General features: G+C 59.6%; 14 protein-coding genes and 1 tRNA gene. 7 read left to right on the top strand and 8 right to left on the bottom strand.

Going from position 1 to position 13,803, the window contains the following annotated elements; all coding sequences use genetic code 11:
- The first annotated feature begins 42 nt into the window (after window positions 1-42).
- The 6 genes from argS to GFB49_RS02845 all read left to right on the top strand — a co-directional run bounded on the left by argS (window position 43) and on the right by GFB49_RS02845 (window position 5,849).
- Entirely contained in the window at window positions 43-1,788 is a 1,746-nt protein-coding gene (argS, locus tag GFB49_RS02870; RefSeq protein WP_153214551.1) for an arginine--tRNA ligase, read from the top strand.
- A gap of 107 nt (window positions 1,789-1,895) precedes the next feature.
- The gene (locus GFB49_RS02865; RefSeq protein ID WP_153214275.1) at window positions 1,896-3,077 is read left to right on the top strand and encodes an SPOR domain-containing protein; all 1,182 of its coding nucleotides are present in this window, start codon (window positions 1,896-1,898) and stop codon (window positions 3,075-3,077) included.
- Entirely contained in the window at window positions 3,074-4,081 is a 1,008-nt protein-coding gene (gene nagZ, locus GFB49_RS02860) for a beta-N-acetylhexosaminidase (RefSeq protein ID WP_153214274.1), read from the top strand. The genes GFB49_RS02865 and nagZ overlap by 4 nt, the downstream gene beginning before the upstream one ends.
- Window positions 4,074-4,868 carry a segregation and condensation protein A gene (locus GFB49_RS02855; protein ID WP_153214273.1) on the top strand — a complete coding sequence of 265 codons (795 nt, stop codon included), beginning with the start codon at window positions 4,074-4,076 and terminating at the stop codon, window positions 4,866-4,868. The genes nagZ and GFB49_RS02855 overlap by 8 nt, the downstream gene beginning before the upstream one ends.
- Window positions 4,865-5,599, top strand: coding sequence for an SMC-Scp complex subunit ScpB (gene scpB / locus GFB49_RS02850; protein ID WP_153214272.1), 735 nt, complete (start codon window positions 4,865-4,867; stop codon window positions 5,597-5,599). Before GFB49_RS02855 ends, scpB begins: the two co-directional genes overlap by 4 nt.
- A gap of 52 nt (window positions 5,600-5,651) precedes the next feature.
- Window positions 5,652-5,849, top strand: a complete 198-nt coding sequence (locus tag GFB49_RS02845) for a hypothetical protein (RefSeq protein ID WP_153214271.1) — start codon at window positions 5,652-5,654, stop codon at window positions 5,847-5,849.
- A 13-nt stretch (window positions 5,850-5,862) separates the two neighbouring features.
- Here the strand turns inward: GFB49_RS02845 and GFB49_RS02840 are convergent, their stop codons facing one another.
- The 8 genes from GFB49_RS02840 to GFB49_RS02805 all read right to left on the bottom strand — a co-directional run bounded on the left by GFB49_RS02840 (window position 5,863) and on the right by GFB49_RS02805 (window position 13,191).
- Window positions 5,863-6,954, bottom strand: a complete 1,092-nt coding sequence (locus GFB49_RS02840) for a 2'-deoxycytidine 5'-triphosphate deaminase (RefSeq protein ID WP_246149579.1) — start codon at window positions 6,952-6,954, stop codon at window positions 5,863-5,865.
- A 136-nt stretch (window positions 6,955-7,090) separates the two neighbouring features.
- Window positions 7,091-7,167: transfer RNA gene (locus GFB49_RS02835), tRNA-Pro, on the bottom strand.
- A 73-nt stretch (window positions 7,168-7,240) separates the two neighbouring features.
- Window positions 7,241-9,649: a MerR family transcriptional regulator gene (locus GFB49_RS02830; RefSeq protein WP_153214270.1), complete on the bottom strand. Its 2,409-nt coding sequence runs from the start codon at window positions 9,647-9,649 to the stop codon at window positions 7,241-7,243.
- Between the two features lie 14 nt (window positions 9,650-9,663).
- Complete coding sequence (gene ihfA, locus GFB49_RS02825; protein WP_153214269.1) at window positions 9,664-9,969, bottom strand: integration host factor subunit alpha; 306 nt, start codon at window positions 9,967-9,969, stop codon at window positions 9,664-9,666.
- A 93-nt stretch (window positions 9,970-10,062) separates the two neighbouring features.
- Window positions 10,063-11,034 carry a beta-ketoacyl-ACP synthase III gene (locus tag GFB49_RS02820; protein WP_153214268.1) on the bottom strand — a complete coding sequence of 324 codons (972 nt, stop codon included), beginning with the start codon at window positions 11,032-11,034 and terminating at the stop codon, window positions 10,063-10,065.
- A 21-nt stretch (window positions 11,035-11,055) separates the two neighbouring features.
- Complete coding sequence (gene plsX, locus GFB49_RS02815) at window positions 11,056-12,195, bottom strand: phosphate acyltransferase PlsX (protein WP_153214267.1); 1,140 nt, start codon at window positions 12,193-12,195, stop codon at window positions 11,056-11,058.
- A gap of 33 nt (window positions 12,196-12,228) precedes the next feature.
- Entirely contained in the window at window positions 12,229-12,435 is a 207-nt protein-coding gene (gene rpmF, locus GFB49_RS02810) for a 50S ribosomal protein L32 (RefSeq protein WP_153214266.1), read from the bottom strand.
- Window positions 12,436-12,654: 219 nt separating this feature from the next.
- Complete coding sequence (locus tag GFB49_RS02805; RefSeq protein ID WP_153214265.1) at window positions 12,655-13,191, bottom strand: YceD family protein; 537 nt, start codon at window positions 13,189-13,191, stop codon at window positions 12,655-12,657.
- Window positions 13,192-13,311: 120 nt separating this feature from the next.
- On the opposite strand from GFB49_RS02805, the gene GFB49_RS02800 reads away from it, so the two are divergent.
- The gene (locus tag GFB49_RS02800) at window positions 13,312-13,767 is read left to right on the top strand and encodes an outer membrane protein assembly factor BamE (RefSeq protein WP_246149578.1); all 456 of its coding nucleotides are present in this window, start codon (window positions 13,312-13,314) and stop codon (window positions 13,765-13,767) included.
- The last annotated feature ends 36 nt before the right edge of the window (window positions 13,768-13,803 follow it).

The raw sequence follows: 13,803 nt of genomic DNA, 5'->3' as shown, positions 1-13,803 counted from the left end.
AGCGCCTCGCTATCCGCAGGGATGAACAATAGGACGCCGGATATGAACCTCTTTACCGATATTCATTCGCTTGTGATCGAAAACCTCAACGCCATGGTGGCGGATGGGGCTCTGCCCGAAGGGCTCGACTTTGCCAATGTCGCGGTAGAGCCGCCGCGCGATGCCGCGCATGGGGATATGGCGACCAATGCGGCGATGGTCCTGGCCAAACCGGCCAAGATGAAACCACGCGATATTGCCGACACTCTCGCCGCCAAACTGGGCGAGGATGCGCGGATCACCGAAGCCTCGGTTGCAGGGCCGGGTTTCCTGAACCTGCGTCTGGCGGACACTGTCTGGCAAACTGTTCTGGCGCAGGTTCTGGCGGGGGGCACTGACTATGGCCGCTCTACTATGGGGCAGGGCAAACGGGTCAACGTAGAATATGTCTCGGCCAACCCAACCGGGCCCTTGCATGTGGGGCACACTCGTGGCGCGGTCTTTGGTGACGCGCTGTCGAGTTTGCTGGATTTTGCCGGTTATGATGTGACCCGCGAATATTACATCAACGACGGCGGCGCGCAGGTGGATGTCTTGGCGCGCTCGGCCTATCTGCGGTATCTTGAGGCGCATGGGCAATCGGTTGAATTCCCAGATGGCACCTATCCGGCGGATTACCTGAAGCCGGTTGGCGAGGCGCTCAAAGACAAGTTTGGCGATGCCTTTGTCGACCAGCCCGAAGAGGCCTGGTTGGAACAGTTCCGTCTGTTCGCCACCGATGAGATGATGAAGATGATCCGCGAAGACCTCGCCCTGTTGGGGATCGAGATGGACGTCTTTTATTCGGAAAAGTCCCTGTACGGCACCGGCCGGATCGAGGCCGCGCTGGAAGAGCTGCAGGAAAAAGGCCTGATCTATCGCGGCGTGCTGGAGCCGCCTAAGGGCAAGAAGCCCGATGATTGGGAACCGCGTGAGCAGACGCTGTTCAAATCCACCGACCATGGCGATGACGTCGACCGGGCGGTGATGAAATCCGACGGTGCCTGGACCTATTTTGCGCCGGACATCGCTTATCACTATGACAAGGTCAGCCGTGGTTTTGATGAGCTGATCGATGTCTTTGGGGCGGACCACGGGGGTTATGTCAAGCGGATGAAAGCTGCCGTTTCCGCGCTGTCGGATGGTAAGGTGCCGCTGGACATCAAACTGTGTCAGCTGGTGAAGCTGTTCAAAGACGGGGCCGAGTTCAAAATGTCCAAACGGGCAGGGACCTTTGTGACCCTGCGTGATGTTGTGGATGCGGTGGGCGCAGATGTGACCCGGTTCATGCTGCTGACGCGCAAAAATGACCAGGGCTTTGACTTTGACCTCGACAAGGCGCTGGAACAGTCCAAGGACAATCCGGTGTTTTATGTGCAATATGCCAACGCCCGGATTTGTTCGACCCTGCGCAAAGCGGCGGAACAGGATTTGGATGTGACAGACGCTGCACTGGCGGGAGCGGATCTGGCGCTGATCGCAGATCCGGCGCAGTTGGCTGTGGTCAAGAAGCTGGCGGAATGGCCGCGTCAGGTGGAAATCGCCGCGCGCACCAATGAACCGCACCGGGTCGCCTTCTATCTGTATGATCTGGCGTCCGAGCTGCACGGGTTGTACCACCTTGGCAAAACAAACCATGATTTACGTTTTGTTAAGGATGGCGACCAATCGGCAACACATGCGAATTTGGCGCTGGCGCGCGCCGTTTCCGTTGTCATTTCTGCTGGGCTTGGTATTCTTGGCGTGAAACCGGCGGAAGAAATGCGATAACGCGAAAACAAATTCGCAACCAATAAACGCTACCGCTGGACTGAGGCAGAGTTCAAAGAGACCCGACGCATTTCGACACCAGAAGTGCGCGTGGCAGAGAGGCGGATATGGCGTATTTTACGCAGGCCGGTGCGCACCAGGCCTTTTCCCAGGGTGGATTCCAGGATCAGGAACCCACCCGAAGCGACTCCTATCAACAGTCACGAGACACGGCCCAATCCGGTTACAGCGGACCGGGGACCGAGACCTATGCGCAGGCTGCCTATGACAGCAACCTATACGCCGCGCCCGCGCAGGGTTTTGCCTCCCAAGGGGCAGATCACGGTTATGCACCACCAGCTGAGAAACGCGATTGGACCCGAACATTGGGGATCCTGGGCGGGGTGGCCTCCCTCGCGCTGACCATCGGGGTTGGCTATTGGGGATATAATCTGATCACCCGTGATGTGACCGGCATTCCTGTGGTGCGCGCTGCCGAAGGGCCGCTGCGTGTCTCGCCTGCCGAACCGGGTGGGCGTCCTGCGGACAATCAGGGGCTGGCCGTTAACGCGGTTGCTGCAACCGGCACGGCTGCTGCACCGGCGGACCGCCTAACGCTGGCACCGGCGGAATTGGACCTCAGCGAAGATGATAAGACATTTGCGCAATTGAGCGAAATCGAGACGTTGCAAAGGCCCGAGGAGCTCGAGCTGGAGGTGGCCGAAGTCCAACCGGTCGTGTCCCCAACCCGCGTTACCGAAGGCGTGCAAAGCGATGATATCGACGCCTTGGTTGCCCAGTTGACAGATGGCGTGACCGCCATTGATGCGGGCGATGCCGTGACCCAAGTTGCGGCCGTTGCCCCGGCGATTGTGCCCCCAGCACCGCTGACACAGGTTGAGCCGGTTGTCGCCGCAGCCGTTTTAGATGCACCGGGCGTGCGCGTGTCACTGCGTCCAGCAGCGCGGCCAACACGTCTGACTCCGGTCAGCCTGTCTGCGCCTGCGGCAACGCCAACCGCAGCCCAGGTGGTCGATGTGGATCCGGCAAGCCTGGCGGCAGGGACCCGTTTGGCACAGCTTGGCGCCTATGAAAGCGCGGAAGTGGCCAAGGCGGAATGGACGCGGATCTCGGCACGGTTCTCGGACTACCTTGATGGAAAACAACGGGTTATCCAGCGCGCTGAAAGCGGCGGTCGCACCTTCTATCGCCTGCGTGCCATGGGGTTTGAGGATCTGTCCGATGCGCGCCGCTTCTGTGCCGCCCTGGTGGCTGGCCGCGCCGATTGTATCCCGGTGACCACCCGATGAGCCGATTTGGGGCTACGATTCTGGACGCCGAAGGCCTGCGCCTGACGGCTGAGGAAAAGGCCCTGTTTGCGGAGACCAAGCCCTTTGGCTTTATCCTGTTTGCGCGCAATATCGACAGCGCGGACCAGGTGCGTGCCTTATGCGATGATTTCCGCGAGGCGGCGGGCCATGACTGTGTGATCACGATCGACCAAGAGGGCGGTCGGGTTCAACGTCTGCGCGCGCCTTTGGCGCGGGAATGGAAAACGCCGCTGGATCACGTCGCCTTGTCAGGGGCCGCGGCTGCGCGGGCCATGTATCTGCGGTATCGCTTGATCGCGGATGAGCTGCGCGCCCTCGGTATCGACAGCAATTGTGCGCCAATTGCCGATGTCGCCATGGATGACACGCACCCGTTTTTGAAGAACCGCTGTTACGGTGAAACGCTGGACAGCGTGACCGAGATCGCCCGCGCGGTGTCCGATGGGCATTTGGATGGCGGTGTCTTGCCAGTTCTGAAACACATCCCCGGCCACGGGCGCGCCGTTTCTGACAGCCATCTGGACTTGCCCCATGTGGCAGCCACGCACAGTGATCTGACGGTGCAAGATTTCGCAGCCTTCAAAGCGCTGGCGGATCTGCCGATGGCGATGACGGCCCATGTGGTGTTTGACGCCATTGACCCGCTGCCCGCGACCTTATCCCCCAAGCTGGTGGATCTGATCCGGACCGAGATGGGGTTTGACGGTCTGTTGATGACTGATGATATCTCGATGAAGGCCTTGTCGGGCTCTTACAGCGACATCTCAAAACAGGCGCTGACGGCGGGCTGTGATGTGGTCTTGCTGTGTAATGCTGATCTGGCGGATCGCACACGCGTGGCGCAAGCGGCAGGCGAGATGAGCGACTCGGCGCAACGGCGTGCTTCCGCCGCTTTGGCCTTGCGAAAGGCGCCGCAGCCGCTTGACATTTCCGCCGTAGAGGACGAACTATCCGCTCTCATGAGCGGACAGGTATATGGCTGAAGACACGCTTTTTCCCGAAAACACGCAATCGGTCGAGGACCGGCTTGCGGCTGAAGCACTGATTGTGGATGTCGACGGTTTTGAAGGGCCGCTTGATATTCTGCTGATGTTGTCGCGCACCCAAAAGGTGGACCTGCGGCGCATTTCCGTGCTGGAGCTGGCACGCCAGTACCTGACCTTTGTGGAACGCGCCAAGGAACTGAGGATTGAGCTGGCGGCGGACTATCTGGTGATGGCCGCCTGGCTTGCCTTTTTGAAATCGCGGCTGTTGTTGCCACCGGACCCCACCGAAGAGGGGCCATCAGGCGAAGAACTGGCCGCGCATCTGGCGTTTCAGCTGGAGCGCCTGCAGGCCATGCGGGACGCGGCCGCGCAGCTTTTGGCGCGGGATCAGCGCGGGCGTGATTTCTTTGTGCGGGGCATGTGCGAAGGGGTGACACGCGTCAAATCCGTGACCTATTCCGCAAATCTTCTGGATCTGATGCAGGCCTATGCGCGGATCCGCACCAAAGATGAATTCCGCCCCTTCGTGATGGACCGCGAGTCGGTTTACACCATGGAGCAGGCGTTGGAACGTATGCGCGGGTTGATTGGCTTTACTGGCGATTGGACCGATATGATCAGCTATTTGCCCGACGGCTGGCACAGCGATCCGGTCAAGCGCCGCTCTGCCACTGCGGCCACCTTTGCAGCGGCGCTGCAATTGGCCAAAGAGGGCAAGCTGGAATTGCGGCAGGGGGAGACCTTTGCGCCGATTAAACTGCGCAGCCTAGACGAAGGTAAATGATGGATATTTCTGACAGCCAATCTGCGTCCGCGCAGTTGGACACTGATACCCTGTTTGATGCGCCCCCGATGGCGGAACAAGAGCGCATGGTCGAGGCGGTGCTGTTTGCCAGTGCAGAGCCTGTGACCCTGCGCGAGCTGGCTGCCCGCATGCCCCATGGCTGTAAACCGGCCGAGGCCTTGGGCCATCTGCAAAGCCGATATGACGGCCGTGGCATTCGCGTGGTCCAGGTCGGGGATGCCTGGGCGATCCGCACCGCACCGGATCTTCGGTTCCTGATGGAGCGCGAAACGGTTGAGCAGCGCAAACTGTCCCGTGCTGCAATCGAGACTTTGGCGATCATCGCCTATCACCAGCCGATTACACGTGCGGAAATCGAAGAGATTCGGGGCGTTTCCGTAGCGCGTGGCACCATTGATCAACTGCTTGAGATGGAGTGGATCCGCTTGGGGCGTCGCAAGATGACACCGGGGCGGCCCGTGACCTTTGTGGTGACGCCAAATTTCCTGGATCACTTTGGTCTGGAAAGCGCGCGCGATCTACCGGGGCTGAAAGAGCTGCGATCTGCGGGTCTGTTGGAAAGCCGTCCGCCACCGGGTGCGCTGCCGCTTGGCGGGCGTGACGATGAGGATGAGGTGGAAGAACAGGCCGAACTGTTCCCGGACACCGCAGAGGTCGCCGAAGCGTCCGAAGCAGGGCCCACCGAAGCAGAGCCCAGAGAGACGCCCTGAAATCACCGTATTGTGCTGATACTCGGGCCGTGCTGACACAGGAGAGATCGCAATGAACGCAAATTGGTTGATCAATATGATCCTGCGCCGGGTGATTGGCCGGTTGGTCAATCGCGGCGTTGATGCGGGATTTCGCGCGGTGAGCGACAAGCCACAGCGCGGTAAGCGTCAGATGAGCGATGAAGAACGCGCAGAGCGCGACCGGATCCGTGCCATGCGGCAGGCGCGCCGGGCCAAGCGGAATTCCTGATCCGGTTCGCAAACTACCCAGGTGTGCGGAAATGCTTGGACAGTTTCAGTCCTTGCCCCTGATAGTTTGACGCAATCCCTGCGCCATAAAGCTGATCTGGAATGGCAGCCATTTTCTCATAGACCAGACGGCCAACAATCTGACCGTGTTCCAGCACAAAAGGCGCTTCGTGACAGCGGACTTCCAAAACTCCGCGCGAGCCTGATCCCCCTGCCGCAGCGTGGCCAAAGCCCGGATCAAAGAAACCCGCGTAATGCACGCGGAACTCTCCCACCATCGCCAGGTAAGGCGCCATTTCTGCGGCATAGGCGGGGGGGATATGCACGGCTTCGCGGCTCACCAGAATGTAAAACGCGCCGGGGTCCAGAATGATGCGGCCATTGTCGCTGCGCACCTCATCCCAATAATCTTTTGGGTCATAGGCACCAATCCGGTCCAGATCGATGACGCTGGTGTGTGGTTTGGCCTGATAGCCCACAAGGTCGCTCCCTGGCAGGCGCAAATCGACCGAAAAGCCCAGACCGTCTTCGATGACTGCCAGCCCATCCACCAGCGGAGCTTCGGCGTGAAGGCTGCGCAGCTCTTGGTCGCTCAGCATCGCTTGGCCGCGTCGAAACCGGATCTGGTTCAATCGCATGCCGGGCCGCACAAGAACCGAGAAGGAGCGGGGACAGATTTCCGCATAAAGCGGACCCTGATAGCCGGGTTTGATCCGATCAAACTCGGCCCCGCCGTCGGTGATGGTGCGCGTCAGCAGATCCAGCCGCCCGGTGGAGGATTTGGCATTGGCAACGGCTGACACATCCTGTGGCAGCGCAAGGCTTTCCATCAGCGGCACCACATAGACGCAGCCTTTTTCCAAAACAGCGCCGTCACGCAAATCAATCTGGTGCATCTCAAACTCAGTCAGACGGTCCTGCACCGATTGGCCATGCCCGGCCAAAAAGGACGCCCGCACCCGATAAGCAACGGTTCCCAATCGCAAATCCAGGCTGGCCGGTTGGATCTGACCCTCAGCGGGGGGGTGATCCAGCTGGATCGCGCCCTCTGCAACCATTGCTTCGATGTCTTGGCAGGGCAATACGCCTGTGGTCTGCATGGTCATGATCCTGTCCTCCCGGTTGCGGGCAACGGCCTGCAATATCTTTGTCTTTTTGAAATCGGGCCAAGGTCCGATTGCGGGACCCCAGATGCACAAAACGCCCGGGTGAGAGCCACCCAGGCGTTTTTGCGGGGTTGTTTGGTCGGGCTAGCAGGACTCGAACCTGCGACCTTCCGTCCCCCAGACGGACGCGCTACCAGGCTGCGCCATAGCCCGATGAGGGAGCTTTCTACTGGTTCTGACGGCAGGGGCAAGAGGGAAAACCAACTTTTTTCCATCGTGCCTCGATTTATCCGCGTGCTGCCAAAGTTCGAAGATCCGCAAGGCACTGGTCAACAGAGGCTTGGTTTTGCGCGGGAATTTCTGATTGGGTGGCCAAGCGCCGCAAAACGCCCGGCGCAGGGCTGAGGTCGCTGAGGTCGAAATCGGCGATCTCAATCACGCGGGCCTTGGGCGCCGGGGCGGGCGGATGGTCTTCGACATCTGATGAGGCAGGTGAGGGGGAAGGCGCATCCAGATTTGCAAGGGGCGGCAATCCCATGACAAGATCCGAGGGGGTGATGGTTTGCGGCGCGCTGACCCCTTGTGGGGTTGCTTGCGTCTGGAACACCATGGAGTCCAGCTGTTCCCCTGTGTCGGGAACTGAAAAGCCGGGTTCAGGTACTTTTAACACGCTCACGCCCGGTTTTGGCGTCGGCAGATTTCCACCTTCCGGCTGTGCAGTGGTTGCAGCCGGAACTTCGTCCTGTGTCGGTTGTTCCTGAACGGTGATGCTTTGTGGTGCAGTCTCGTCCGTCCCAGCAGGTTCAACGCGTGTAGGCAGTGGCGCCGGTGCGGGCGACGCGATGTCGCTTGGACTGACCGCAACCGTTGCCGCCGGTTGCTCTGGAACAGAGTTGTCCAAGGCCGCCGGGTGACCCGCGTTTGATGCAAAGGGCGCGGGTGCTGGCTGTGGCGTGCTGGCCACAGCCGGAGATGGTGCAGACGGTGCAAGTGGCGGCTGAGGGGCTGGCGTCGCGACGGGGGAAGCCGGACGTTCCGGTGCCACCACTTGCGGGTCTTCTGCCACGGGTTCAACTGCGGGAACTGTCTCTGTCACAGCAGATTGCTGAGGATCGGCCAACGGGGCGCCAAGCGGTGTATCCGTGGTGGCGACAGCCGGGGAGACATGGCCGGTCGGCTGCGCGGGCGTTTGCACGGAATCGAAACCTGCGGCAGCAGGCGTTTCGCTAGGGGTGTCGGTTTTTGGCTCAGAGGCTGTATCCGCAAAAGGGAGCGCTGCGCGGGACACATCATCCTGTGTTGGAGCTTGCACAGAGGCCGGGGATCGTTCTGGGACAACCGAAGGCTCTGGCGCAGCAAGGGTCTGTGGAGAAGGTGGCACCGCAACTCCTGCCACAGGGGCTGCGGTGTGCGTCACCTCAGGCACTTGTTCGGTTGGTGCAACAGTGGCCTCTTCGACCTCGTTTATCCCAGGTGCTTGCGCACCATTTGGCGCGGTTACTGCGGGCGCAGCCGTGTTCACGTTGCTTATCGGGGGAGCGACCGGCGCAACGGCGTTTGGCGACGGCACCTCCGCTTCGGCGTCAGCGGCGTTATCGTCGACAGACGCTAAACCCGGTCCGGTGCCGCTGGATTCGAGATTTTCAGGGGCGAGATCAGGCTGGCCAACAACAGGTTGAGAAACCGAGGATTGATCTGACTGACCCAAGTCTTGCTGCGGGGCCAGGGTCGGTTGGGCAGGCTCTGCCGCAGGCGCATCTGCGGTGGCGGCTCCTGTGTCACTGGTGCCGTCCCATAGGTTGGCTTGGGCCTCAGCAGGTGCCGAGGAGCGGGCTGTTGGCGGGTTTGAGGACGAAGCAGGCGCTGGTTGTGCACCAGCAAAGGCGGATTGCAGGCGCTCCGCCTTTGCCGTGGCACTTTCCTGAGGGGCTGATGCCACGGGGCCAAGATCTAGGTGGATCTGTTCAGCGGAAGTAGAGGCGGCAGGCGTTGGCTGAGAGGCGTCGGCTGGTGCAGCCTCCGGCATGGCGGCCGAGGGCGTTTCAACAGGCGCAGCGGCAGCTGGTGCGGGGTGGACGGCCGCAGGCTGCACAGGTGCGGCAACCGGTTGATCTGCAGCGCTTGGAGCCTCAGTATTTGCAGTGACGACAGGTTCAGCCGCCGGGCTGGGCGCAGCTGCGGCGACCGGTTCAGAGACAGACGGTGTGGGCGCAGGCGCAGACACCGGGGGAGCTGGTTGGGGCGCAGGGTCTGCAGGCGCTGGCGTTTCCACTTCAATCGCCGGGGATGTTTCGGGCTCCTTCGCCTCAACCGCAGCAACAGGTGCGTCGTCTGCTGCGGGTTCACCCGCATTTGAGTCAATCGTGACACCCAGATCCGCGCCGTTTTTGGGTCCGGCCGAGCCGGGCGTAAAAGGCTCATCCAGGGAATGGGACATATCGGACAGATAGGCTGCGCCGTTTTCGCGCAACAGCGTCTGGACCTCTTTGATGGAGAGCCCCTTGTCGTGCAGAAGGTAACGAATGCCCCCGAGCAACAGCATATCGGCAGGACGGTAATACCGGCGTCCGCCTGCGCGTTTCACGGGTTTCAGCTGGGGAAACTTGCTCTCCCAGAAGCGCAATACATGCGCTTGAACCGCCAGCCATTCCGCAACTTCGCTGATTGTGCGGAAGGCATCTGGTGATTTAGACATTCGTTCGGGTCCCGTTACTGCTTACGGTTGCCCTCTGCTACGCGGTCCTTCATCAGATGAGACGGGCGGAACGTCAGCACGCGACGCGGCTGGATCGGCACTTCTTCACCTGTTTTTGGATTACGTCCGACACGTGCTGACTTGTCCCGGACGCTGAACGTACCAAAGGAAGAAATTTTAACTTGTTCGCCGCGCACCAAGGCGTCCGACATGTGCTGCAACATGCTTTCGACAAGCTGCGCGCTTTCGTTTCGTGACAGGCCAACCTCGCGAAAGACGGCCTCGCTCAGATCCATACGTGTAAGTGTTTTTTCGCTCATTCCAGTCCCCGTTGTTTTGAAAAACATAGGGTGCAGAGATTTTACCTGTCAATATCAATGAATTGCTTACAAACTCTTACCTGCACGATCGGTTTACCAGCGCAACACTACTGAGCCCCATGCAAGGCCGCCGCCGATGGCCTCGGTGACCACCAAATCGCCGGTTTTGATCTGTCCGCGCTGTTTACCAACCGACAACGCCAGCGGGATAGAGGCCGCAGAGGTATTGCCATGGTCCTGCACCGTGACCACAACCTTTTCCATCGGCAGCCCCATTTTCTTGGCTGTGCCCTGAATGATGCGGATATTGGCCTGATGCGGCACAATCCAGTCCACGTCATCAGCACCAAGGCCCGCACGTTCCAAAGCGGTGTGCGCCGTTTGGGCCAGCTTTTCCACCGCGTGGCGGAACACTTGGTTGCCCTGCATCCGCAAATAGCCGGTGCTGCGGGTGGCGACGCCGCCGTCCACATAGAGCAAGTCTTTGAAACGACCGTCAGAATTCAGGTCGGTTGCCAGAATGCCCCGGTCGTCGTTGGTGCCGGGCTGGTCTTGGGCTTCCAGCAAAAGCGCACCCGCGCCGTCGCCGAACAATACACAAGTGGACCGGTCCGTCCAGTCCATGATGCGGCTGAAGGTTTCAGCGCCGATGACCATAACACGGTCCGCCTGGCCAGAGGCGATCAGGGCGTTTGCATTGCTGAGCGCATAGACAAAACCGGCACAAACCGCCTGCACGTCAAAGGCAAATCCCTTGGTCATGCCGATAGAGGCCTGAACCATCGTGGCCGCAGAAGGAAAGGTTAGATCCGCGGTTGAGGTCGCCAGGACAATGGCATCCACGTCGTCGCCCGACAGGCCTGCGTCCTTCAGCGCGGCCTCGGCCGCTTTGGTGGCCATATCGGATGTGGTTTCATCGTCAGCGGCAAAATGGCGGCGTTCAATACCAGACCGGGTGCGGATCCATTCGTCGGTGGTGTCCAGCTTGGTTTCGAATTCGGCATTTTCGACCACGCGTTCGGGGAGATAATGTCCGGTTCCGATAACCACTGCGCGTCGCGTCATCTGTGCCTGCCTTCTTATTGTCTACTTGGGTGCGTTGGCCTGTGAGAGGGCCTGAGCCGAGGGCGACGGATCGACGTCGCCACCAGCCGCACCATCTTGGGTAAGCTCACCGGCGGATGCAACCCGCGCGGCTAGTTTTTGTGCAAATCCCTGCTCGGCCAAGCGAAACGCCAGTTTGACGGCAGCGGAGACACTGGTGGCATCCGCGCCACCATGGGATTTCACCACCGTGCCGTTCAGGCCCAGGAACACCCCGCCATTGACCCGGCGCGGATCAATCCGTTTGGACAGGCGCTTTAATGACGTATAGGCCAAAATCGCTGCAAACCGGGACAGAAGCGAGTATTCAAACGCCTCTCGCAGCGCGGTTCGGATCAGGCTGGCGGTGCCTTCGCCGGTTTTGATTGCCACATTGCCCGTGAAACCATCGGTTACAATGACGTCTGCGATATCACCTGGAATGTCACTGCCTTCGACAAAGCCGACAAATTCAAAGCTTGCGCCGTCTGCCTTTTCCGAAATCAGAGTATAGGCTTCTTTGAGCTCGGCGCGACCTTTGTGTTCCTCGGTGCCGACGTTCAACAGACCGACGCGCGGAATTGGGATGTCCATCGAGTTGCGGGTGTAAGAGACACCCATCAACGCGAATTGCAACAGATCGCCTGCGTCAGCACGCACATCGGCGCCAACGTCCAGCATCACATTGAATCCTTGCGGATTGCGAGACGGCCACAAAATTGCAATAGCCGGGCGATTTATACCTGGCATCTTGCGCAAACGCAGCATGCTGAGCGCCATAAGCGCACCCGTGTTGCCACAAGACACTGCACCGCCGGCCTCGCCGTTGCGTACACTGTCAAGTGTGGACCACATCGAGGTCCCCTTGCCCTTGCGCATTACCTGACTGGGCTTGTCCTCCATGGTGACGACACCGCGACAATCGCGAATCTCCACCCGGTCCCGCAGCACACGGCGACGTGCAACCAAAGGGGCAAGCTCTTCTTCGGGGCCATGCAGAATAAACCCGATGTTCGGGTTCTTTTTGGCAGATTTAGCAATGCCGGCCACCACAACTGAGGGACCGGCATCTCCGCCCATGGCGTCTACCGAAATGGTAATACGGTCAGACTGTTCGTGTCGGGAATCGGGAGTACCGGTCATCCGAAGGCCTGCCTGACGTCAAATGGAAGAGGCTTAGGCCGCGTCTTCGTCCAGATCGATTTCGTTGGCCTGCGCGACGATCTCTTTACCGTCGTAGTGGCCGCAGGACGGGCACACATGGTGCGGACGACGCAGCTCACCGCAGTTGGGGCATTCATTGGGGTTTGCAGCAACCAGTGCATCGTGCGCGCGGCGGTTGTTGCGGCGCGATTTGGATACTTTGTTCTGTTGGACGGCCATGTCTCAACCTTTGTGTATTAGGGGCCTTGGGGCCATCCCCGCGGCGCGTTTCGTGTTCCGTGTTCAATCGGTGTGACGTGCGTTTAGGCCGCAGCCAACCAGATGTCCACGATAAATCCGATGAGCGCGCGAAAATACTCAAAATCTTCAATTGCGCAAGGGGTTTTTTAGAGAGGTCCGAGAAACTCTTCCACCCCAAAAGGCTTGTTGGGGCAAAAATCAGCTGTCTTTGTTCAGCGCGTCTTTCAACGCCGCCAATCCGGCAAAGGGTTTGGTGTCCTCGTCCCGCATCGGCTCCACGCCGGGTTCGGCAAAAACGGCCTCTCCCAGGACCGCACCGTCCTTGCGTGGAAACTCCGGTATCATCAAGGCCAGCGCTTCGATCATCAGTTCCGAGACGTCGATCTCGGTGCCAAGCTGTTCGATGGTATCATCTTCGGGCATTTCCACCTCGGACCCTTCGGGCGTCGGCAGATGAGCGACAAACATACGTTCGATGGGAGCGTCAATGCGTGTGTTCATCGGTTCAAGGGTGACAACACAAGTCTGAGCAATGGTTGCCCCCAGTGTTGCCTTCAGCACCCAATCCCGTTTGCCTGCGGCGCGGATGTCACCGGCAAAGCGCACTTTGCGTAGATCATTCACGCCGAGCTCGGCGGCCAGGGGCGACAGAACGTCCTGATCAGGGCGCAAATCAAAGGCTGTGGGCGTGTTTTGATCCAGATCGGCTACGCGGAAGATTGCGCTTTGCGACATTGTGAACTCTTTCATTTCTTGAACCGGGCCTTTGGTTTAGGTAATCGGGTTCAGAGCCGGGTTCAAGCCAGAGAGGGTTATCGGTAAATGCGTGCAGGTCAAGTGAAGCAGAGCAGGATTATGAAATTGGCTCTGAAGAGCACAGCATTGGCTGTTGGTATGGCATTGATTGCGGCCTGTAGCCCGATTGATCGCAAACACGGTTATGTGCCGCTCGAAGAAGATCTGGCGGATATTGTGCCGGGCGTTGATACACGGGATTCGGTTGTGGAAACCATTGGAGAGCCTTCAGCCTCCGGTGTTTTGAATGCCAGCGGCTTTTATTATGTCGAATCCGTGATCCGTCAACGCGGCGGACTGGAGCCCAAGACGATTTCGCGGGAATTGGTGGCGATCAACTTTAATGACACAGGTACAGTGACGGGCGTCCAACGGTTTGGCCTTGAAGACGGTCGGGTGATTCCCCTTCAGCGCCGTGTGACCAGCTCGAGCCTGGAAGACAAAACCTTCCTGCGTCAGCTGCTGGGGAACCTTGGCAACTTTGGGCCTGGAAACTTTATCGACGCTGACAACTGATTTAAATCGGTTCGTCATCCATCCTTCATTTGACTG

The organism is Tritonibacter litoralis, assembly GCF_009496005.1.
GTDB lineage: Bacteria > Pseudomonadota > Alphaproteobacteria > Rhodobacterales > Rhodobacteraceae > Epibacterium > Epibacterium litoralis.
Note: the sequence above shows the minus strand (reverse complement) of the source record. Positions and strands in the feature narration are given on the sequence as shown.